The 21,407-nt window shown below is 44.9% G+C and carries 16 protein-coding genes; 12 read left to right on the forward strand and 4 right to left on the reverse strand.

Translation table 11 applies throughout. The features are described from left to right. Positions 1-180: 180 nt before the first annotated feature. From KO473_RS09965 to KO473_RS09985, 5 genes are all read left to right on the forward strand, one after another. Positions 181-453 (forward strand): co-chaperone GroES, encoded by a 273-nt coding sequence (locus KO473_RS09965; RefSeq protein ID WP_005780804.1) that lies wholly within the window; start codon positions 181-183, stop codon positions 451-453. Positions 454-495: 42 nt separating this feature from the next. Then, positions 496-2,133 (forward strand): chaperonin GroEL, encoded by a 1,638-nt coding sequence (gene groL, locus KO473_RS09970; RefSeq protein ID WP_005780800.1) that lies wholly within the window; start codon positions 496-498, stop codon positions 2,131-2,133. A gap of 145 nt (positions 2,134-2,278) precedes the next feature. Next, positions 2,279-3,436, forward strand: a complete 1,158-nt coding sequence (locus KO473_RS09975; RefSeq protein ID WP_005807819.1) for a 6-bladed beta-propeller — start codon at positions 2,279-2,281, stop codon at positions 3,434-3,436. Positions 3,437-3,457: 21 nt separating this feature from the next. Continuing rightward, complete coding sequence (locus tag KO473_RS09980) at positions 3,458-4,741, forward strand: carboxypeptidase-like regulatory domain-containing protein (RefSeq protein WP_122130193.1); 1,284 nt, start codon at positions 3,458-3,460, stop codon at positions 4,739-4,741. Between the two features lie 155 nt (positions 4,742-4,896). Next, positions 4,897-5,475, forward strand: a complete 579-nt coding sequence (locus KO473_RS09985; protein WP_005807817.1) for a flavodoxin family protein — start codon at positions 4,897-4,899, stop codon at positions 5,473-5,475. 103 nt (positions 5,476-5,578) lie between these two features. Here KO473_RS09985 and KO473_RS09990 read toward each other — a convergent pair whose 3' ends face one another. After that, on the reverse strand, positions 5,579-7,318 hold the full coding sequence (locus KO473_RS09990; protein ID WP_122130218.1) for a thiamine pyrophosphate-dependent enzyme: 1,740 nt from the start codon (positions 7,316-7,318) through the stop codon (positions 5,579-5,581). Positions 7,319-7,558: 240 nt separating this feature from the next. Between KO473_RS09990 and KO473_RS09995 the strand changes: the two genes are divergently transcribed. Next, positions 7,559-7,777: a winged helix-turn-helix domain-containing protein gene (locus KO473_RS09995; protein ID WP_005780792.1), complete on the forward strand. Its 219-nt coding sequence runs from the start codon at positions 7,559-7,561 to the stop codon at positions 7,775-7,777. A gap of 68 nt (positions 7,778-7,845) precedes the next feature. Here the strand turns inward: KO473_RS09995 and KO473_RS10000 are convergent, their stop codons facing one another. Further along, complete coding sequence (locus KO473_RS10000) at positions 7,846-8,271, reverse strand: DUF6249 domain-containing protein (RefSeq protein ID WP_005821327.1); 426 nt, start codon at positions 8,269-8,271, stop codon at positions 7,846-7,848. A gap of 134 nt (positions 8,272-8,405) precedes the next feature. Between KO473_RS10000 and KO473_RS10005 the strand changes: the two genes are divergently transcribed. The 3 genes from KO473_RS10005 (at position 8,406) to KO473_RS10015 (ending at position 10,620) form a co-directional block, all read left to right on the forward strand. Then, positions 8,406-8,957 (forward strand): RNA polymerase sigma factor, encoded by a 552-nt coding sequence (locus tag KO473_RS10005; RefSeq protein WP_122130192.1) that lies wholly within the window; start codon positions 8,406-8,408, stop codon positions 8,955-8,957. Further along, a complete protein-coding gene (locus KO473_RS10010) occupies positions 8,957-9,328 on the forward strand; it encodes a hypothetical protein (RefSeq protein ID WP_181996020.1) in 372 nt (123 codons plus the stop codon). The genes KO473_RS10005 and KO473_RS10010 overlap by 1 nt, the downstream gene beginning before the upstream one ends. A gap of 278 nt (positions 9,329-9,606) precedes the next feature. Next, positions 9,607-10,620 (forward strand): low specificity L-threonine aldolase, encoded by a 1,014-nt coding sequence (locus tag KO473_RS10015; protein ID WP_005821326.1) that lies wholly within the window; start codon positions 9,607-9,609, stop codon positions 10,618-10,620. A 114-nt stretch (positions 10,621-10,734) separates the two neighbouring features. Here the strand turns inward: KO473_RS10015 and KO473_RS10020 are convergent, their stop codons facing one another. Together KO473_RS10020 and KO473_RS10025 are read right to left on the reverse strand one after the other, a co-directional pair. Beyond that, positions 10,735-12,951: a TlpA disulfide reductase family protein gene (locus tag KO473_RS10020; RefSeq protein ID WP_005821325.1), complete on the reverse strand. Its 2,217-nt coding sequence runs from the start codon at positions 12,949-12,951 to the stop codon at positions 10,735-10,737. A 920-nt stretch (positions 12,952-13,871) separates the two neighbouring features. Beyond that, on the reverse strand, positions 13,872-16,382 hold the full coding sequence (locus tag KO473_RS10025; RefSeq protein ID WP_005821322.1) for a glycoside hydrolase family 9 protein: 2,511 nt from the start codon (positions 16,380-16,382) through the stop codon (positions 13,872-13,874). A 284-nt stretch (positions 16,383-16,666) separates the two neighbouring features. Between KO473_RS10025 and KO473_RS10030 the strand changes: the two genes are divergently transcribed. From KO473_RS10030 to KO473_RS10040, 3 genes are all read left to right on the forward strand, one after another. After that, positions 16,667-17,887, forward strand: a complete 1,221-nt coding sequence (locus KO473_RS10030; RefSeq protein WP_122130190.1) for a BamA/TamA family outer membrane protein — start codon at positions 16,667-16,669, stop codon at positions 17,885-17,887. After that, entirely contained in the window at positions 17,874-19,574 is a 1,701-nt protein-coding gene (locus KO473_RS10035; protein ID WP_005821318.1) for a phosphoethanolamine transferase, read from the forward strand. The genes KO473_RS10030 and KO473_RS10035 overlap by 14 nt, the downstream gene beginning before the upstream one ends. 141 nt (positions 19,575-19,715) lie before the next feature. After that, positions 19,716-21,353, forward strand: coding sequence for an ATP-binding protein (locus tag KO473_RS10040; RefSeq protein ID WP_032535629.1), 1,638 nt, complete (start codon positions 19,716-19,718; stop codon positions 21,351-21,353). Positions 21,354-21,407: the final 54 nt, after the last annotated feature.

Consider the following 21,407-nt stretch of genomic DNA (forward strand, 5'->3'; position numbering starts at 1 on the left):
ATTCTCTTACCTATTAAGTAAGCGCCTGTTTTTCCAATGTCATCAGTCATTTTGGCAGTCCTTCTCTGACAAACAATCATTCTTCCCTTTTGGCACACTTTTCGCAATAGGTTATTCGTCCTGCTAAAAGGACAAAATATTACTATAATAAGTATAACATATAAAAAATAAAAAGTAACTATGAACATTAAACCATTAGCAGACAGAGTGCTGATACTCCCTGCACCTGCAGAAGAAAAAACAATTGGTGGTATCATTATTCCTGATACAGCAAAAGAGAAACCTTTGAAGGGTGAAGTTGTGGCAGTTGGTCACGGTACGAAAGACGAAGAAATGGTATTAAAAACAGGCGATACGGTTCTTTATGGAAAGTATGCCGGAACAGAACTTGAAGTAGAAGGTACAAAATACCTTATCATGCGTCAGAGCGATGTTCTCGCTGTTTTGGGTTAATAAACGTAGTGTTTAATCAATTAATTAAATAGTAAAATCATTATGGCAAAAGAAATATTATTCAATATCGAAGCTCGCGATCAATTGAAAAAAGGTGTTGATGCTTTGGCAAATGCGGTAAAAGTAACACTGGGCCCGAAAGGACGTAATGTAATTATTGAGAAAAAATTCGGTGCTCCTCACATCACTAAAGATGGTGTGACAGTGGCAAAAGAAATTGAACTGACAGATGCTTACCAGAATACCGGTGCACAGTTGGTAAAGGAAGTTGCTTCTAAAACAGGTGACGATGCCGGTGACGGTACAACTACTGCAACTGTTTTGGCTCAGGCTATCGTAGCAGAAGGTTTGAAGAATGTAACTGCCGGTGCAAGCCCTATGGATATCAAACGTGGTATTGACAAGGCTGTTGTCAAAGTGGTTGATTCTATTAAAAATCAGGCAGAGAAAGTTGGTGATAACTATGACAAGATCGAGCAGGTTGCTACTGTTTCCGCTAATAATGATCCGGTTATCGGTAAACTGATTGCTGATGCCATGCGTAAAGTTTCTAAAGATGGCGTAATTACTATTGAAGAGGCTAAAGGTACTGATACTACTATCGGTGTGGTAGAAGGTATGCAGTTCGACCGCGGTTATCTGTCGGCTTACTTCGTGACTAATACGGAGAAGATGGAATGTGAGATGGAGAAACCTTACATCCTGATTTACGACAAGAAGATTTCTAACCTGAAAGATTTCTTGCCTATCCTCGAACCGGCTGTACAGTCAGGCCGTCCTTTGTTGGTTATCGCGGAAGATGTAGATAGTGAGGCATTGACTACATTGGTAGTGAACCGTCTGCGTTCTCAGTTGAAGATTTGTGCAGTAAAAGCTCCGGGCTTCGGTGACCGCAGAAAAGAAATGCTGGAAGACATTGCCGTATTGACCGGTGGTGTGGTGATCAGCGAAGAAAAGGGTCTGAAACTGGAGCAGGCTACTATCGAAATGTTAGGTACTGCTGACAAAGTGACTGTTTCTAAAGACAACACTACAATTGTAAACGGTGCCGGTGCTAAAGAAAACATCAAAGAACGTTGCGACCAGATCAAGGCTCAGATTGCTGCTACTAAATCAGATTATGACCGTGAGAAATTGCAGGAACGTTTGGCTAAGCTGTCAGGTGGTGTAGCTGTTCTTTACGTAGGTGCTGCTTCTGAGGTAGAAATGAAAGAAAAGAAGGATCGTGTGGATGATGCACTTCGCGCTACTCGTGCTGCTATTGAAGAAGGTATCGTACCGGGTGGTGGCGTAACTTACATCCGTGCAATCGATGCTTTGGAAGGTATGAAAGGCGACAATGCCGACGAAACAACCGGTATCGAAATCATTAAACGTGCTATCGAAGAACCGTTGCGTCAGATTGTAGCCAATGCCGGTAAAGAAGGTGCTGTAGTAGTTCAGAAAGTTCGTGAAGGTAAAGGTGACTATGGCTATAATGCCCGTTTGGATGTTTACGAAAACCTTCATGCAGCCGGTGTGGTAGATCCTGCTAAAGTAACACGTGTTGCTTTGGAGAATGCCGCTTCTATCGCAGGTATGTTCCTGACTACCGAATGTGTGATTGTAGAAAAGAAAGAAGATAAACCCGAAATGCCGATGGGCGCTCCCGGAATGGGAGGAATGGGTGGAATGATGTAATTTATTCCCAGGATTGAAAAAAGAAAGCTGCTTTCGGAAACGGAAGCAGCTTTTTTTGTTGACCTTTGCGGATATTGCGTGGAACGCTTTGCCGAGATTATATATTTGTGTACATTCGTATATTCAAACCAAAACAAACTTATATATGAAGGCACATCTTATATTTCTATGGTTCGTTGCTTTGGGGGTGATAGCTTGTACTTCTCAGCCGGGGATTAATACCGGTGGCCACAAAATAAAAGGAGATACTATACCTGTATTAGATTTTGCTTCGGCAATCCATAAACAAGTTCCTGATACGTTTATGTGGAATAGTGTGGCCAAAAAGATTACTTATATACCATTGTCCTCTTCTCATCTGATGGACGGTCATCCTGTAATAGAGTATCTCGATGATGATATGTGCATTATTTCGGAAGGGAAAAGTCAATGGATAAATTGTGTCGATTATAAAGGTAATTTCTTAAATAGCTTCAGGCATGTAGGCAATGGGCCCGGAGAATATGTTTATTTATCTTCAGTCGTATACCATCTAAAAGATTCCACTATTCGTGTTTTTGATAATGGCAGTTATAAACATATCATCTATAATAAGCAGGGGAAGTTCTTCCGGGAGATTAATTTGGCCGATTCCGAATTTAATTATTTATTGCACATGCAGGGCGATTCTTATTTTTTTCGTGGTAGTTTCAGTAAAGGTAAATCAGAAGTTATTGTGACGGATACGGCATTGCGGGTGAAGTCTTCCATTTTACCTTTTGATTCGACGGCCGATTATATTACACGGGGAGCTACTATGTTGAATAGCAGTATAAAAGCGTGCAGTCCTGATCTTTGTTTGTTTAATCACATTAATAGCGATAGTGTTTTTCTTTTGACTCCGGACGGATTGAAACTTGACTTTATCCTTCGTAAAGGCAAATATGCGCCGTCTTCGGAAGATGTAAAGCAATTCATGAAGTGGAATCAATATGATCCATTTATTAAAGGATTATCTATTAGTACTTTCCCGGGATATTATTATTTGCAGTATGCATACAAAGAGCAAGTTCTGGGCGAAATATGGAGCCGGAAAACGAATCAAATCGTGTCGAGAAGTATCTTGACCCGTCCCAATCAGTTTACAGTGTTCCGTGGAATCCAATTTCGTTTACCTTCGGGTACAATCATCAAATTATTACCTGCTTATATAAGTGGAAATAAACTTGCTTTTTTTATTCCGGCGGATGAAGCTATGGGTGAAATACCGGGAGTAAAGATAAGGGAGGATGATAATCCGATATTGATGGTGATGGAGTTGTAGCTCATATTTTGGGGGATCAATATGTTGACAAAGTATTCGCGTGCGGCTTTATTTCTATGTGCTCTTTTTTTGGGGGGACCAGTTGTTGATGCTCAAACTAAAGGAGTTGTTGTGGATGGTGTAAAGGGACGGCTTTTGTCCGGTGTGAATATTTACTTGCAGAAAGATTCCGTTGGAATCGGATCGACAGACCGAAAAGGAGAATTTTTCTTTAGCTGTGATATGATGACGAAAAGTGATACCATCGTCTTTTCGCATGTCGGCTATTTGCCGTTGAAGTGTACATTACCCCAATTACAGCGTCTTGAATATAAAGTGACTCTATATGAGCATCCCCAATTGCTGCATGAGGTAGTGGTTAGCGGAGAGCGTCCGCCATTCTTCCTGGAGTGGACGTCACTAGCTCCTTTACCCAAGCCTTTATACTCTTACGGCGGATTTCTGCATGCAGGGAAGATTTATGTGGTTGGCGGTGATGAAACACTGGTCCGAATGGCATCCAATAAATACAGGCAAGGTACTGAAGCCTGGGAGTATCGTTCTTCCAATATGTATGTGTATGATATTGCAATCGATATGTGGAAGAAATGTGCTAAAGGCTTTATACCGCGTGCCGGCCATGTTGCCCATTTCTATAATAGCAAAGTTTTTGTTTTAGGAGGGAAAAGATTTTCCACTAACCGGCAGTTGGAGTATACAGATGCTACAATGGAAATTTATGATTTGGATAAGGATACGTTGTATGTCGATCCCGTCAATCCCCATCAGGCAGTTGATTTCACTTCTTTCATTTACGGTGACTGTTTGTATGCGATGGGAGGGGCTATAAAAGAGAAAGTTTTTTCTAATAAAATACACACGCTCGATTTGAAACGAGGTGTCTGGTATGAACTGGAAGATACCATTCCTGCCGGGCGGTGTGGCAGAATGAATGGCATTCTGGTGAGAGATAAGGTTTATTTTTGGGGTGGTTACCATACAGCACCTATGTGGACAGCTGCGAGTTACGATTTGCGGACGGGGAAATGGCAACGATTGTGTGACCTGAAAGATGGAGTTTCCTATCCCGGACTGGCTTCTGATGGCAGCTATATTTATATTTTTGAGAATCGCAACTTACAGGTTTACAATATTGAAACAGATACAGTGCGTATTTACGAACTGGCTGCTTTGGACGTGGAAAATGCAGGGCTTTTCTACTGGAAAAATACGCTTTACATAGTGGGTGGATGTAACCGTCAAGGGATATATGTAACCCCTCTTAGAGGCGTGATTGCTGTTGATGTAAGTCAGATTAATCCCTAAGGAGTCATCGTACGTTAACTGCGGTAAATTGTGTTAAATTGTGCTTGTGTATCAATAATAAAACAAAATAGGAGGGCCGGAACCAAGGGCACTTTTACTCTAACATATTTTACTAATTTATATTTGCATTTTAAACCTATAAAAGAACAGACAAAATGAAAATTGTGGCGTTTAACGGAAGTCCCCGTAAAGGTGGCAATACAGAGATGCTAATTAATGAAGTGTTTAAACCTATACAGGAAGCCGGTATAGAAACCGAATTGGTACAGTTGGGTGGGAAGTTGCTGCGTGGCTGTGCTTCATGTTATACTTGTTTCAAGACAAAGGACGGACAATGTGTCATCAAGACCGACCCAATGAATGAGTTTATCCGAAAAGCCCAGGAGGCAGACGGAATAATTCTGGCATCACCTACTTACTATGGTAGTGTGAGCGCGGAGATGAAAGCTTTTATGGACCGATTGGGGTTGACCACTATCGGACAAGGGCGTACACTGACACGTAAAGTTGGAGCTGCCGTGATTAGTGTCCGCAGAGGTGGTGCCGTAACGGTTTATGATGAACTTAACCGTTTTATGCTCGGAAGCGGAATGATTGTTCCCGGATCTACTTACTGGAACTTCGGTATTGGTGAAATGCCGGGAGAAGTTTATGATGATGCAGAAGGGTTGAGAAATATGAAAGACCTGGGAGTACAATTGGCGTGGTTGCTAAAGGCTGTACATGATAAATGATGAATGCTGAATGGTGTACGATGAACGCAAGGTGTGGATCATAATTATCCATTATTTACCGTTCATCGTTTACCATTCATCATTCACCCAACCCTGTTCATCATTAAAATACCTCTCTGATATGTTTAAAGTTCGAATTGATCGTATCGATAACTTCCTGTGAGCGTCCGTTGATCAGTAGTTTATACATGGATTGGGCGAAGCCTACCATTTGGCCTAATTCTATTTTCGGAGGCATGGCCAAAGCATTCGGGTCGGTCATGATATTTACCAATACGGGACCTTCCAGTTCGAATGCATTACATAATGTATTTAATACCTCTTCCGGATCGGAAACATTGAAGCCTGTCATACCCATTGCTTCGGCTACTTGTGCAAAGTTAGGATTCAGCATATTCGTCTGCCAATCCGGCAGTCCGTCTACTTCCATTTCCAGTTTTACCATTCCCAAGGACCGGTTGTTGAACACAATCACTTTTATAGGGAGTTTATATTGTACCACAGTCTCCAGATCTCCCAATGTCATGGATAATCCTCCGTCACCACAAAGGGCGATTACCTGTCTGTCCGGGCAAGCCAACGCTGCTCCTATAGCTTGGGGCAGGGCATTTGCCATCGAACCATGATTGAAAGAGCCCAGCATGTGCCGCTTTCCGGTCGCTTGCAGATAGCGGGCTCCCCATACACACGTCATACCTGTATCTACCGTATAGATGGCGTCATCGGATGAAATCTTATTGATTTCGGACATCACATATTCCGGATGAATCTGATCCATTTTGCCTTTATCTTCCGTATAGGCAGCCAGATCTTTCTTTACTCCTTCGTAGCGTTTCAGCTGTTTGCGTAAAAAAGAGTCATCCTTTTTCTGTTGTAGCATGGGCAATAAGGCACGGAGAGTAGAGCGTATATCTCCACAAAGCCCCAGATCCACTTTGGCACGTCGTCCCAGTCTTTCGGGTTTAATATCCACCTGGACGATTTTTATATCATCGGGTAAAAAGGCGGAATAGGGGAAATCGGTTCCGAGCATGACAAGCACTTCTGCTTCGTGCATGCTGTAATAGCCGGAAGGCATACCCAGCAGTCCGGTCATACCTACTTCATAGGGATTGTCATATTGTACTTCCATTTTTCCTTTAAAAGTATACGCGACAGGAGCATTTAGAATCTCGGACATCCGGATGATTTCCTCATGTGCTCCTTTACAGCCTATACCACAAAACAAGGTGATGCGTCCGTAGTGATTCAGCATGCCGGCCATCCGGATCAGGTCTTCTTCGGCCGGACATACGGACGAAGCTAACGGATAAATCTGTTCAGAGGACTCTACTTGGGCTGCCGGTTTCTTTGCCAAGTCACCAGGAAGCCCGATTACGGCTACTCCTTTTCGGGTAGTGGCTGTTTGCAAGGCCGATTGCAGCATGCGGGGAAACTGTTGGGGAGTAGTAGCTACTTCGTTATAGAAACTACAGGCATTGAATAGCTTGATCGTATTGGTTTCCTGAAAATATTCAGTTCCGAATTCTCCGGTTGGAATAGTTGAGGCAATGGCTATCACAGGAGCTCCCGAACGGTGAGCATCGTAAAGCCCATTGATTAAATGGACATGTCCCGGTCCGCTGCTTCCTGCACAACATCCCGGCAGTCCGGTCAGTTGTGCTTCCGCACCTGCGGCATACGCACCGGTCTCTTCATGACGTACATGTATCCACTTCATTGCTTCGTTTTGCCTGACGGCTTCATTCACTTCGTTCAGGCTGTCGCCTGTTACTGCATAAATTCTTCTGACGCCTGCCTCAATCAGAGTGTCGACAAGCTGTTCTGCTACCTTCTTTCCCATATCTATCATTCAGTTTAGGTTATTCAATGATGCAATAACAGGTGATTATATCAAAAAGTTGTATATTTAACGTATGCTAATAACCTTGGTATATTGGTATATAAGATAGATTTTATGTTAAAAATATCGTATGTAGTATGTTTTTAGTGTTTTTGTAGTAACAATGCTTACATAATTTTGTTAACTTACACCGCGTAAATAGTAACTTTATGTGTTTTAACCTTTAAACTTTTGTATCAAATGGATAAGAATGAAATCGGCTTGAATGCTGGAAAAGTTTGGCAATTGTTGAGCAACAATGACAAATGGAGTTATGGTAACCTGAAAAGGAAATCCGGGTTGAAGGATAAGGAATTGGGGGCAGCTCTGGGCTGGTTAGCCAGAGAAGATAAGATTGAGTTTGAACAAGAAGAGGAGGAACTTTATGTTTACCTCTGTGTAAATGTTTATATTGGGTAGATGATGCTGCTTATTATGAAAAAAATCCCCGGAACAGTCCATTGGTATTGTATTCCGGGGATTATTTTTTATTCCTCTTTCTTTTTATTGCAGGAATTCCGTTCTATCAAAAAAGAAGTCACTAATCCAGCTCCTCCGAAGAGAAGTGTGCATGATCCGTAGATAACTCCTACCATTTCGCGGGTATATCCCCTGTCGAACCTATCAAAGTCATACGGAGAGAAGCTTACGTAACTGATAATGAAACCGGTTAATAGTCCCAGTCCTACTCCCAACAGCAGGCAGCCACCTTTCAAGGTTCCGAATGACAATTGAGAACGGTTATAGTCAGGCAAACAAATCTTCCCATTCAGTTCGAGATTGCCTTCTGACATTTTCTCTCCTAACTTTTCAATAAGAGTGATGCGTTCGCGTCTGCACGCAAAAAGTTCAAACAATTTGTAAATACCTAAGGTAATGATTCCCACAACTAAGGGGATTGTAATGAAATCCATCATGATCGTATGTTTTTAAGTGAATAATTCCGTTCTTTGCACTGTTTGACGCAATAGACTACGGAAAGGTTACAAAGAAAAAAATATTTTTTTGCCTGTAACCTTTCTGATTCGCTTGCGTCTAACCGAATATCATGGTACAGAACGAAGAAACACAATACATAGCACGGATACTGAACGGGGACACAGAAGCTTTTTCTGTATTTCTCGACCGTTACAGCCGTCCGCTTTATGTGCTGATTGTGCAGATTGTCGGTTGTCCCGAAGATGCGGAAGAGTTGGTACAGGATGTTTTTCTGAAAGCCTTCCGCTGTCTTGACAGTTATAAGGGAGAGTGCCGCTTCTCTACCTGGCTTTATCGGATTGCTTATAATGCGGCTGTATCCGCTACCCGCAAAAAGAAACAGGAATTTCTTTATATTGAGGAAGGTACCATAAATAATGTACCCGATGAAAAGGCCGACGAAATACTTTGTCCTACCGATGACGAAGAACGGACTGCGAAACTGATTCAAGCCATCGACTTGCTGAATGTTGAGGAAAAAGCCTTGATTACACTTTTCTATTTTGAAGAGAAGTCGATAGAGGAGATAGGAGAGGTGCTGAAACTTTCATCGGGAAATGTCAAGGTGAAGTTGCACCGTACCCGCAAAAAGATTTATTTATTAATGAACGGAGATGAGTAATTATGGAAGCAAATAAGAAATGTACGGAAAATGCATTGAAGCAGGCCCTTCGGAAAAGGCAACCTGGTAATCTGCCGTCCAATTTTAATTACCGGATGATGGAACTGGTTCGACTGGAGGCCGAAAAACAGCGGAAACGGAAAGAACGGACTATGCTTTGCGGCATGATTCTGGGTATATTGCTATTGATAGGGATGGCGGTCTATACACTCGTTTTCAAATTAGAATTCAACTTAAAGGAGTGTTTGTCCGGAGTCGATTGGTCCGATACCGCTTCTCCGATGATGGTTTTCTATAGCTATATTGCAACTTTGGTTCTGCTCCTGCTCGGATTGGATTATTGGCTGCGTAAGAAGAAGTTTCATTCCTGAGTGAGTTTGATTTCACTACAGATTACACAGATTTCCACAGATTAATAATTTATTCCGTTGATATTTAAAATTATTCGTTGATATTTAGGACTAAAGATTCGGTGAAAATTCGTGTAATCTGTGGTGGAACCGATTCATTCCTATTTTGGATTGTCCATTCATCAGCTGAGGATATAATATCAGAAAACCTCTGTGCCCTCCGTGTAGTCTGTGGGGAAATCTTTTCTTTTTCTGCGAATAATTTTCTTCCTTTGCAGAAAAATTTATCTTTATAGACTATGAGAAGTTTTGCCTCTGATAATAATTCGGGTGTACACCCTGCCATCATGGAAGCTCTGACACGGGCTAATCAAGATCATGCGCTGGGCTATGGTGACGATTCGTGGACAAAAGAAGCTGTCCGGAAAATTAAAGAAATATTTGTTGCCGACTGTGAGCCGTTGTTTGTTTTCAATGGAACAGGCAGTAATGTCATTGCTTTGCAACTGTTGACTCGTCCTTATAATTCTATTATTTGTGCCGAAACTGCACATATTTATGTAGACGAATGTGGTTCTCCGGTGAAGATGACCGGTTGCCAGATCCGTCCCGTAGCCACTCCCGACGGAAAATTGACACCTGAACTGATCGCTCCCTATCTGCATGGCTTTGGTGACCAGCACCATTCGCAGCCGGGCGCTGTTTATCTTTCGGAGTGTACGGAGTTGGGTACTATTTATACGCCGGAAGAGTTGAGAGCAATTACCTTACTGGCCCACCAACACGGGATGCGGGTACATATGGATGGTGCACGTATAGCCAATGCCTGTGCTGCCCTCGGCCTTTCACTGAAAGCATTGACCGTAGATTGCGGTATCGATGTGCTCAGTTTTGGCGGAACCAAAAACGGATTGATGATGGGAGAGTGTGTGATCGTATTTGATGATTCGTTGAAAGCGGAAGCTCGATTCGTACGCAAGCAATCGGCTCAACTGGCATCGAAGATGCGTTATCTTTCCTGCCAGTTCACGGCTTATCTGACAGAGGAACTGTGGTTGAAGAACGCAATGCATGCCAATGCGATGGCCAAACGTCTCTATGAAGCTTTGAAGCAGATTCCCGGTGTGCGTTTCACCCAAAAGGTGGAAAGTAACCAATTATTCCTGACCATGCCTCGCGCCGAAATAGATCGTATGCTGCAATCTTACTTTTTTTATTTTTGGAATGAAGAGGCGGATGAAATTCGTTTGGTTACTTCGTTTGACACAACGGAGGAGGACATCGATACGTTTATCCGGATATTGAAAAAATAGGATTGCATCCAATAGCGCCAGATGCTCACCACGGAGTAGCACAGAGTCTCACAGAGGGAGAATGATAGAAATTAAATTCTTTGGGATTCTGTGTTACTCCGTGGTGAAGTCTTCTTATTCTTTTCTTATTTTAGATTCTTTCAGGAATTGTTCGATGTTGTACATCGGAAAATCCCCGTTCAGCAGTTTTCCGTCCCGGTCCAGTAATACGTAACGGGGGATACCGTTAAAGTGGAATAGCTCCCTCAAATAGTTATAGTCGCTTTGCGGAAGGCGGAATATGACTTCTTCTTTCAGATTCTTCTCTACATAATCGTTGTAAGCTTTTTCAGGTGATTCACTGTCACTGGTGATGAAGATGAACTTGATATCCGGACTGTTCCGGTACTCTTTTCGCAAATCTGCATGATGCTCGATGCTGGCACGGCAAGGCCCGCAAGTAGTTGCCCAAAAGTCAATGACCACCAATTTTCCATGATAAGGTGCTACGATTTTGCGGATGATATCCGTTCCTTTCCCTGCCGGAAGTTCTTGTGGCTGGTTCCCTTGTGGCGGATAAATCTGACGGTACATACGTTCGGACTCTGCCATAAGGAATGGCTCGTGTAAATAGCTTTTCAGGATATTGAGTAGTGTGAAAGCTTTTTTCCCATCCTTGAGAGTTCCGGCCAGGAAGGGGTAAGAACGGGTGAGAATGAGTTCTCCGGCCATTGGGAATGGGATTCCTGTCGTGTCCTCCAATATCTCCTTTTTCTTTTGCCAGCTTTCCGCATATTTTTTCACATGGTCGTCTGTGCCGATCTTGATTTGCCAACTTGCCCGGTTTAAAGGGTTCATATACTCAAGTCGGTTGATGAAGGTTGAAAAAGAACTGCAACCGATGGCACGGACGTCATCGAGCGGCATTTCTTTCAGGAAATCATAATAGTCCGGAGCCTCTTTTATTTTTAATATCGCGTTGGTGGTATCTTTGTGGGCATTCATGTCTCTTTGCAGGATAAAATCGAGAAGCCAGCTGCCGTACATCATTTTCACATTATTCTTCAGCATTTGCATTCCTTCGGGTTGCAGCGTTTTTGATTGTTCCAACGAGTCGAGCCGATGCATCCACAGGTCGTACATCGGCTTTTGCTGTGCTTTAAATTCATCGGGAGTCAGCGTGCCGCATGCTTTCAACAGGATGTTGAAGTCTCTTGAGAAGAGCGGTTCACAAGGCATCAATTCTTGGTTGAAAGTGCTTGAAGCCCCCATATATTGAGTTTCTGTCAGCATGGGTTTCAACCTTCTTTGCCGGTTGTAGTCCAGCAGGTCTTCCCAACTGAGGTAAAGGATCAGTGTTTCGCCCGGTTTGACATAAAACCCTATCCAACAGCTGCCCAGACTAAGGTGATGTACCCCAGGATAATTGACAATGAAGTCCGACTCGAAACGTCCGTCCGGATGGATGGTCACCAGGGCGGGACTACTCTCGCGGGTGATATGATTGTCTGTATAGATCAGGGCGGTGGTAAATCCTAACTGCGGGTTGTATCCATCCAGAAAACCACGTATGTGAGCCGTATCTTTCCGGAAAAAATCAGTCCGGGGAGTAGTGGAAGCAGTTGTTACCGATGCGTAATTTCGATGGGGCAGTCCGGCGCGGATATACTTTTTCTCTTTTTCACCGTTTTTGCCGATGCGTATGTTGCCGTCTTTTTCTTGTGTTATTTCAAGTTGGCACTGTCCGTCAGTTTCATTCCTTAAATTCAGTTTGAGCTTTTTCCCCTGTTTCCGGCAAAGTTCATATTTCCAGAACCGGTTATCCATGATGGCAAGTGAATCGTAAATTCCGATGTCCCATCCGTTTCCTGCATCTGTCTGCTGCCAGTTTCCACGGATTTCGCGAAGGAAGGCCTGCTCTTTGGTCTCCTGCGGTTTCACCAGCAGAATGCCATAGGTGTTGGTTTCCGATTTAAGATCGTCCTCCATCCAATCTATCCGGGTTGTGCCTTCGGGCAGGGGAGGATAGGTGATGACACAGTCGTTTTCTATTATTCCTGAGGCGGGAGTCGTTACGCGTTCGCCAAATTTGCGCCCTTCTATGCGGAGAGGATAAAATTGCTTTCTGCTTTCGGGGGCATAAATATAAGTCAGGCTGTCGATGCTGGTCCACCATTGGGGGCGGAATACCGTCCGTATCGTGAGCCGGGTTTCTGTCGGAGATAGTTCTATCTTCGAGATGGTGTGTGCACTTCCCTGGCGTGTTTCGAAAGAAGGGTTTTCAATTACGGTTTGTGCTGCGGCATACGTACTTCCCAGAAGTAGCAGTAGCGGGAGTATCTTGTTTTTCATATCCGTATGATTAAAGTTGTGACGGTAAAGATAAATATTTCATGGGAGAAACCTTACTGTATAGCGTTTTATTTTTGTCCGGGAGGCAAATTCCTTCTCTTTTAGGAGATATGGCATACCAGTTGTGCAACTTGGCAAACAGATGTCTCGGAGAAACGGAGCCGGTCTTGGAGGGAAGGCATAATCACGGCTCTTTCATTTAACAACCGTCTTCCTCCCTTGCCCCCCACAAAACCTTCCATTCGCACACAGCCATGCGGAAGCAGCGCTTCGTTGTTTCTTTTTTAAGAAAGAATCCGGCCGACTATTACCGAAGAAATCCAGCAGATTAACCATTATCATATAACTCTTTATCCCAGCCCGCATACCCGGGCTGATGAGCCCACATGCCCGGGCTGATGAGCCCGTATACCCGGGCCGATGAGCCCGCATGCCCGGGCCGAGATAAGGATCCGACCATTTGCACTAAAGAGAGTAAGGGAAATGAAATGCTTTTAGAGAGATAAACGGATAAGAAATTGGACATATCCATTTGTTTTCCAAGCCGTTACTACTGAAATATCCCCTAAAACAGCAGGTGGAAGATGGAAGATGGGGGTGGAAGATAAATGGCATAAAAACCGCATCTTCCACCAATCTATACATCTCACAATCAACGGCATGCACTCTAAAAGGTGGAAGATGGAAGATCGAAACGTGTTTTTTGTATGAGAAGAAGGCTGAGTATGAAAGAGCCGTGAGGGCATAATAAAGGTCCGGACCTTCGCAGGCGCGGACCTTCGCTTATTCAAACCACGCTCCTTGGGGGTGGAGGGGTTTGTTTACTGAAAACAATCCGGTCGATTGTCTACCTTAAATACCTATTATGATAACCTTCTTAACTAACCTTTATCTTATTCTACATTAAGTAAAAGCTGTCTCTATATCCCGACAGCCTCCCGCAACGGGACAAATTTATATCCTTTTTTCTTCAGGACTTTAATCAACCGTTCAAGGTAGCCGTGGTAGAACTTATCAATCCGGCGATCGTCTGTTCCGAAATGGATCAGCATCAAGTGTCCGTTCAGTCCTTCGCTGGCTTCTACCGAGAGGATTCTATCATAAATGTTCCGGCTGCTTCGGTAGTTTTTCATGTCCGGTGTGGTATAGTCGGCATTGCTGCCTGTCCCAGGTGTGAAGTTAACCACTTGAATACCCATACTCTTCGCCCACGCTGCAATCTGCCGGTTGTAATATTCGTAAGGTGGGATGTAGAGCGGTGCGTCTTTAAATTCAATACCGGCCTTTCGCATCACTTCGTAGCTTTTCAACAGATCTTTTTCAAACTCTTCGCGCGTCACCAGCAGCGAATCGCGGTTTTCCCACGGGCTGTACAGCAAATGTCCGTAACTGTGACTGCCGACGTAGTGTCCCTCTTTCAGCAGGCGTTGCACTACGTCCGGATAGAGTTCGTAAAATTCTCCGGTAAAGAAGAATGCCCCTTTGATACCTTGCTTTTTCAGGGTACTGATGATGGTGTCCGCTCCGTCCGCTCTATCGGCGGCGGTGAATACGAGCGTGATTTGTTTTTTGGAGGGGTCGGTACGTACAATGCCGCCATTGCTGTAGATGTTCTTATCTGCTGCTGCGTTTGCCTGCTTCATTCCGTCTTTCTGCAAAGAAGATAAGTAGTAGGTCAGGCAAGCGGTTCCGTCCATGGTCGGTTCGTTGGTCGAATAATCGTGAAGGGCGTCGTGATAGACCATTAAGTCCGGTTGGAAACGTTCGTAATCCTGTCCGGGCATTCCCGGAATGCCCTCCATATTTACTCCCCGGAGACTTTCGAAGATGGTACGGTATACCGGGCCGTCCACCAGTCCGCCGGTAGTGTTGCCTATTCCTGCGTTCAGCAATGAAGAGTGAGGCTGTATCGGATAATCTCCGGATAAAGGTAGCTCTACAATCATGCTGGTTCCCCACGGGTTGCACCCCAGGAGCCAGTCGCGCAGAGAGGCTTCCATCTCTTCATAAGTCGTGTCGCCTGTCAGCTCACGGTAAAGCCGGCATTGCGTAAGCATGGCGGTGGTCAGGTTATTCGAACACCAAATATAAGGTATGCCGTGCAGGAAAGGACTACCGACGGCTTTTTCATACGTTCGCTGTATTCCGGTTCGCAGGTTCCGGATAAATTCGTCGCGCAGGCGCTCGTTGCCCGAAGCTTTGGCTACCCAGTAGTGTCCCATGTTCATAAACGGATACCATTGGTAGTGGCGGGCACTGTCGGCACCCATCCACGGTGTCACCGGTTCACGCCTTCCGTATTCTACTGCCTGCTCCAGATATTTGGGGTCGCCGGTAGCTTTGAACAGTTCCATGGCTCCGAGTTCCATATCGTCCACCCAATTGTCTTCTTCATAAATATAGGGTGACTTTACCGAGGCCGTTTGGCAGGGCCCGGGTTTCTTTATACCCTCCTGATAGGCGTTATCTGCTTTAGAGGCTATTTCTTGGGCGAAGTCCGGATAGAAATCTTTCAGTACCTTTGCCCCCAGTGCAAAGCAAGAGGCGAATTTGCCTGCGGTACTGGCCACTCCGGTGGTTGCATTCCTGAATTTGCCGCGAACCTGAGGCTCACCACTGCAAAAGTAAACCGGGCGCCCTTGTCCTCGTCCGTAGCCGTAGTCCACCGAATCTTTGCCGGGCAGGCGCATCCCTGCATGGTCCCGGTCATCGGCAATCTGGTTGTAAAGTTCTCCTTGGGCAGGGTTCATCCGGTTCAACCAGTCGAGCCCCCATTTTATTTCGTCCACAATGTCCGGGATGCCGTTAGCTCCAGGGTGTCCGGCAGCATCGTAAGCATCGCCGAAAGCTTCCGGGTTTTGCAGATAGGCAAACATCATCTGGTAAATGGCATTGGCCGAGGTTGTGGTATATTGCAGATAGTCGGTCGCGTCATGCCATCCTCCCCGGACATCGGTGTGCTGTCCGGTCTTTGTGGGATGATACACGATAAAGCCGTCATGTACATGGCAACTGTCTTTCAGGAAGGGGTTGTAACCGCATCGCTGCTGGCGCATGTAATTCAGCAGGAAGTCGGCCGTTCCGTTGTATACGCGGTGGTTGATGGGGAAGTGGGGCGATACTGCTTTTCCGGCTTTTAGATAGTAGGTTCCGGGTGTATCAAAGGTACTGAAGTCCAGCCGGTAGGTTGATTTCATTTGTCCGATCGGGCCTGTCTTCCGGGGAGATGTGAAAGTACGTACCGTTTTTCCGGTGAATACATCGACCAGTGAATAGTTGTTCACTTCAACCGGTACTTCACTCATAAATACGGCTACCTTTTTAGATTGGGGGAGGTAGCCCAGTTGGTTGATCCGTATCCATTCACCTGCCTGAGCGTGCAGGGTGGAAAGCAAGAAAACAATGGCCAAAAGCCAGTAATTCCGTTTCATAATGGAAGCATTGTTTAAGGTTGGGGAATGTGTTAAGTTGTACAATGCAAATAAAGCGGATTTAATTTACTTAAAGAATAATAGGGTAGTTTTATTAGCTGATATTATGTGTCGTTTACAAGTTTTTAGAATTTGATATTGCTTTATATGGTATATTCTGAACTTTTTTCGTTTATTAAGTGTTAAATGGAGGCAATAAATGATAAAAGAGAATGTAATATGATTGTAACAAGGAATGATAAAACTACTTTTGTAGATTGAGTTTTCTTAAGAGGGAACAATATATGAAACCTAAACACAAAAACTGGCTATTACTTGGATGCTTTTCCGCACTGTGGACTGTATCTTTGGCACAGGGGGAGAACTGCAACGATAGTCTCTCACCGATTACGTATATTCCTGTTGCGGAGGATTCCGCCTCTACTGTTGTCGTTGCCGACTCTACTGCGGTGAAGCGTAGTTTTTTAAAGAAATTCCTTGATTACTTCAATGATGCCAATAAGGAGAAGAAGAACAAGAAGTTTGATTTCAGTGTAATTGGCGGTCCGCATTATTCCAGTGATACCAAGCTTGGGCTGGGACTGGTGGCTGCCGGATTATACCGTACCGACCGTGCCGATACACTTCTGCCGCTTTCCACCGTATCATTGTATGGCGATGTGTCCACTGTCGGATTCTATCTGCTGGGCGTTCGGGGCAATCATATCTTTCCGAAAGATAAATACAGGCTGAATTATAACCTTTATTTTTATTCTTTTCCCAGTTTGTATTGGGGAATAGGATACCGGAATGCGGTGAATGACGAAAATGAAAGCAGTTACAAGCGCTTCCAGGCACAGGTGAAAGTCGACTTTATGTTCCGTTTGGCAAAAAACTTCTATCTGGGACCTATGGCAAGTTTCGATTATATCGACGGACGCAACTTTGAGAAGCCCGAACTTTGGCAGGGGATGGACGCCCGTACGACCAACGTCAGTGCAGGGCTTTCCCTTGTGTATGATTCTCGGGACTTCCTCACGAATGCCTATAAGGGGTATTATCTGCGCATAGACCAGCGTTTCAGTCCTGCGTTTCTGGGGAATGACTACGCATTCAGCAGTACGGAGCTGACCACAAGCTACTATCGTAAGGTGTGGAAAGGTGGAATACTTGCCGGACAATTTCATACGCTGCTGACTTACGGCAATCCGCCCTGGGGATTGATGGCAACATTGGGAAGTTCGTATTCCATGCGCGGATATTACGATGGCAGATTCCGTGACAAGAATGTGGTGGATATGCAGGTTGAACTCCGGCAGCATGTATGGAAACGTAACGGAGTAGCTGTCTGGGTGGGAGCCGGAAATGTTTTTCCCGACTTTTCTTCGTTCGAGGTGCAACATATACTTCCCAATTATGGATTCGGCTACCGGTGGGAGTTCAAGAAGAGAGTGAATGTACGATTGGATTTAGGGTTTGGAAAAGGCCAGACCGGATTTATATTTAATATCAATGAAGCTTTTTAATAAGATAAAGAAATGGTTCGATAATCAGGAGAACTTGTTCTACCTGTTTTTGTTTGTGCTGATTGTGCCCAACATAGCACTGTGTTTCACGGAACCTTTACCGCTTGTGGCCAAGGTTGCCAACGTTCTGTTACCTTTGGGTTGTTATTATCTGATTATGACCCTGTCCAGGAATTGCGGAAAGATGCTCTGGATATTGTTTCTTTTTGTATTCTTCGGGGCCTTTCAGATCGTGTTGCTCTATCTGTTCGGGCAGTCCATCATAGCGGTGGATATGTTCCTCAATCTGGCTACGACCAATTCTTCCGAAGCCATGGAGTTGCTCGATAATCTGCTGCCGGCCCTCGTTACGATCGTGATACTGTATATACCCGCCCTGATACTGGGTATGATTTCCATAGTTCGTAAACGCAGGCTCTCTGTCGACTTTATCCGTAGGCAACGGAAACGTGCGTGGGGAGTACTTGCCGTTGGCTTTCTTTCGTTGGGAGCTGCCTACTTGCTGGATAAGAAATATGAGATGACCACCGATTTATATCCGGTCAATGTGTGCTACAACGTGGTGCTTGCCGTAGAGCGCAACGCGCAGACCCTCGACTATGCAGAGACTTCGAAGGATTTTACTTTCCATGCTACTGCTACCCATCCGGCGGAGGACCGCGAGATATACGTGCTGGTTGTGGGGGAGACATCCCGTGCTCTCAACTGGTCGTTGTATGGCTATGACCGCGAGACGAACCCCAAATTGTCGGAAATACCCAATCTTACGGCTTTCACGAATGTGCTGACCCAGTCGAACACAACCCATAAGAGCGTTCCGATGCTGATGTCCGCTGTTTCGGCAGAGAATTTCGACTCTATCTACCATCAGAAAGGTATTATTACGGCTTTCAGGGAGGCAGGTTTCAAAACGGCTTTTTTCTCCAATCAGCGTTACAATAATTCTTTTATAGACTTCTTCGGAAAAGAGGCCGATCATTGCGATTTCATCAAAGAAGATTCGCTGACCGCCGGTCAGAACCTTTCGGATGACAACCTGCTGGCATTGGTGAAAGAGGAACTTGCCAAAGGGAACCGCAAACAATTCATTGTGTTGCATACCTATGGTTCGCACTTTAACTACCGTGAGCGCTATCCTGCCGGGGCTGCGTTTTTCCGGCCCGACAGTCCGGCGGATGCCGAATTTAAGTATCGGGACAATCTGATTAATGCCTATGACAACTCCATCCGCTATACCGACGATTTCCTGGCAAGGCTGATCGGCTTGTTGCAGCAACAGGATGCCGGTTCGGCCATACTCTATACTTCGGACCATGGAGAAGATATTTTTGACGACGACCGTCACCTCTTCCTGCATGCGTCGCCTGTGCCTTCGTATTATCAGTTGCACGTGCCGTTTATTGTCTGGACTTCGGATACATACCGGGAGAAATATCCGGAGCATATCGCTGCTTTACAGCAAAACCGTCAAAAGTCTGTCGCTTCGAATCGGGTAGTGTTCCATTCGGTACTCGATCTGGCCGGAGTGACTACTGCCTATGTGAACGACTCGCTGTCCGTGGCAAGCCCGTCCTATACGGAGTTCCCCCGCTTTTACCTGAATGACCACAATGAGCCGCGGGCTTACGACGATATCGGATTGCGTAAGGAGGACTTTGAGATGTTCAGGAAGATGAATATTCGCTGAAAACGCATTTAAACTATAGACTTGGGGATATAAGTGTAGTATCTCGAAACTTTGTTCCCTACAGGTGCTTTTGTTTCATATTGTGGTGAAAGTCGGAGAATAATTTCTATATTTACCGTCAATTCATCACAATATGCAATTATGGCAACCAAACTACTATTGGTAATGGGGGTAACCGATAATCTATGGCTTTATGTGTTATCCGTATTTTTGTTTCTGACCGTTTGCTTCCTGCTCTTTCAGAACTTCCGGCTTCGTAAATCGGCTTCGGCAGACGATGACTATCGTCGCTTCCTGTTTGAGATATTAGATAATCTTCCGTTTCCTATTATGGTGAAGGATATTCAGGAACAATTCAAGTACACGTACTGGAATAAGGAGGCCGAGTTGCAGTCGGGCATCAGCCGCAAAGATGCCGTCGGCTTTTCAGATGCCGATATTTTTGGTGAAGAACGGGGTAAACAGTACCGTAAAATAGATGAAGATCTCGTTAAAGCCGGAAAACCCTATAAAGCGGAAGAGAGGTATGTGACTGCCGATGGAAAAGTGCATGATACCCTTGTGGTGAAATCAATCATATCTTCGGGCAAACTGGGCAAATGGTTACTGGTGGCCCGTTGGGAGATCACTCAGCTTAAGATGTACGAAAGGGAGCTTTTGGCTGCCAAAGAGCAACTGGAGGGAGCCGTTCGTAAACAGAAACTGGCTTTAAGAAGTATTGATTTCGGCCTGATTTATATTGACCGAAATTATAAGGTGCAATGGGAAGAGACCAGTAATATAAAGAATCTGGTTGTCGGACGTCATTATATTCCCGGCACTACTTGCTACCGGACAACGGGGCGAGGAGACAAACCGTGTAAAAGATGTGCTTTTCAGGAGGCCATCAGTACCGGCAAAATGGTGAGGCATATTACCCATGTGGATCATGTAGACTTTGAAATTACCGCTACCCCCGTTTATAGTGATACGGGAGGTGAAATTATCGGTGGATTGCTGCGCTTTGAAGATATCACCGAGAAACTGAAAGTAGACCGTATGCTTCAAGAGGCCAAGGAGAAAGCAGAGGAGTCCAATCGGCTGAAGTCGGCCTTCCTTGCCAATATGAGCCATGAAATACGTACACCGCTCAATGCCATCATCGGTTTCTCCGACCTGATCTGCCAGACAGATGATGCCGAAGAGAAAGAGGAGTACATCCGGATTGTCACTTCGAATAACGAACTTTTGTTGCAGCTTATCGACGACATTCTCGACCTGTCGAAGATAGAAGCCGGAACGATGGATTTTTCCTATGCCCTGACGGATATCAACGAACTGATGGAGGACATCTGCCTGCAAATGCAGCAGAAGAACCAACGCCCAGGGGTACAGATTCTGTTTACTGAAAAGGAACCCTGCTGTGTGATCAATACGGATCGTTTGCGTTTGTCGCAGGTCATCATCAATCTGATGAATAACGCAATGAAGTTTACCGCCGAAGGTTCCATTACGTTGGGATACCGGCTGAACGGACAGAAGAATGAACTTTATTTCTTCGTGAAAGATACAGGCATCGGCATTCCCGCCGATAAAGCTGAAAAAGTCTTTGAACGTTTTGTCAAACTGAACTCCTTCGTTAAGGGCACGGGGCTGGGACTCGCCATCTGCCGGGTGATCATAGAGCGCCTGGGAGGAACGATCGGGGTCGATACGGCAGTAGAAGAGGGTGCCTGCTTTTGGTTCCGTCTTCCTGTTCAAGAGGACATACCGCTCGATATTCCTATTAATTTGTGCTAAAAATTGAACCTAAAACTCCGGTTGGCGTGTTGTTTGTATACACTTAATATAGAG

This window comes from Bacteroides sp. HF-4919 (assembly GCF_018860125.1).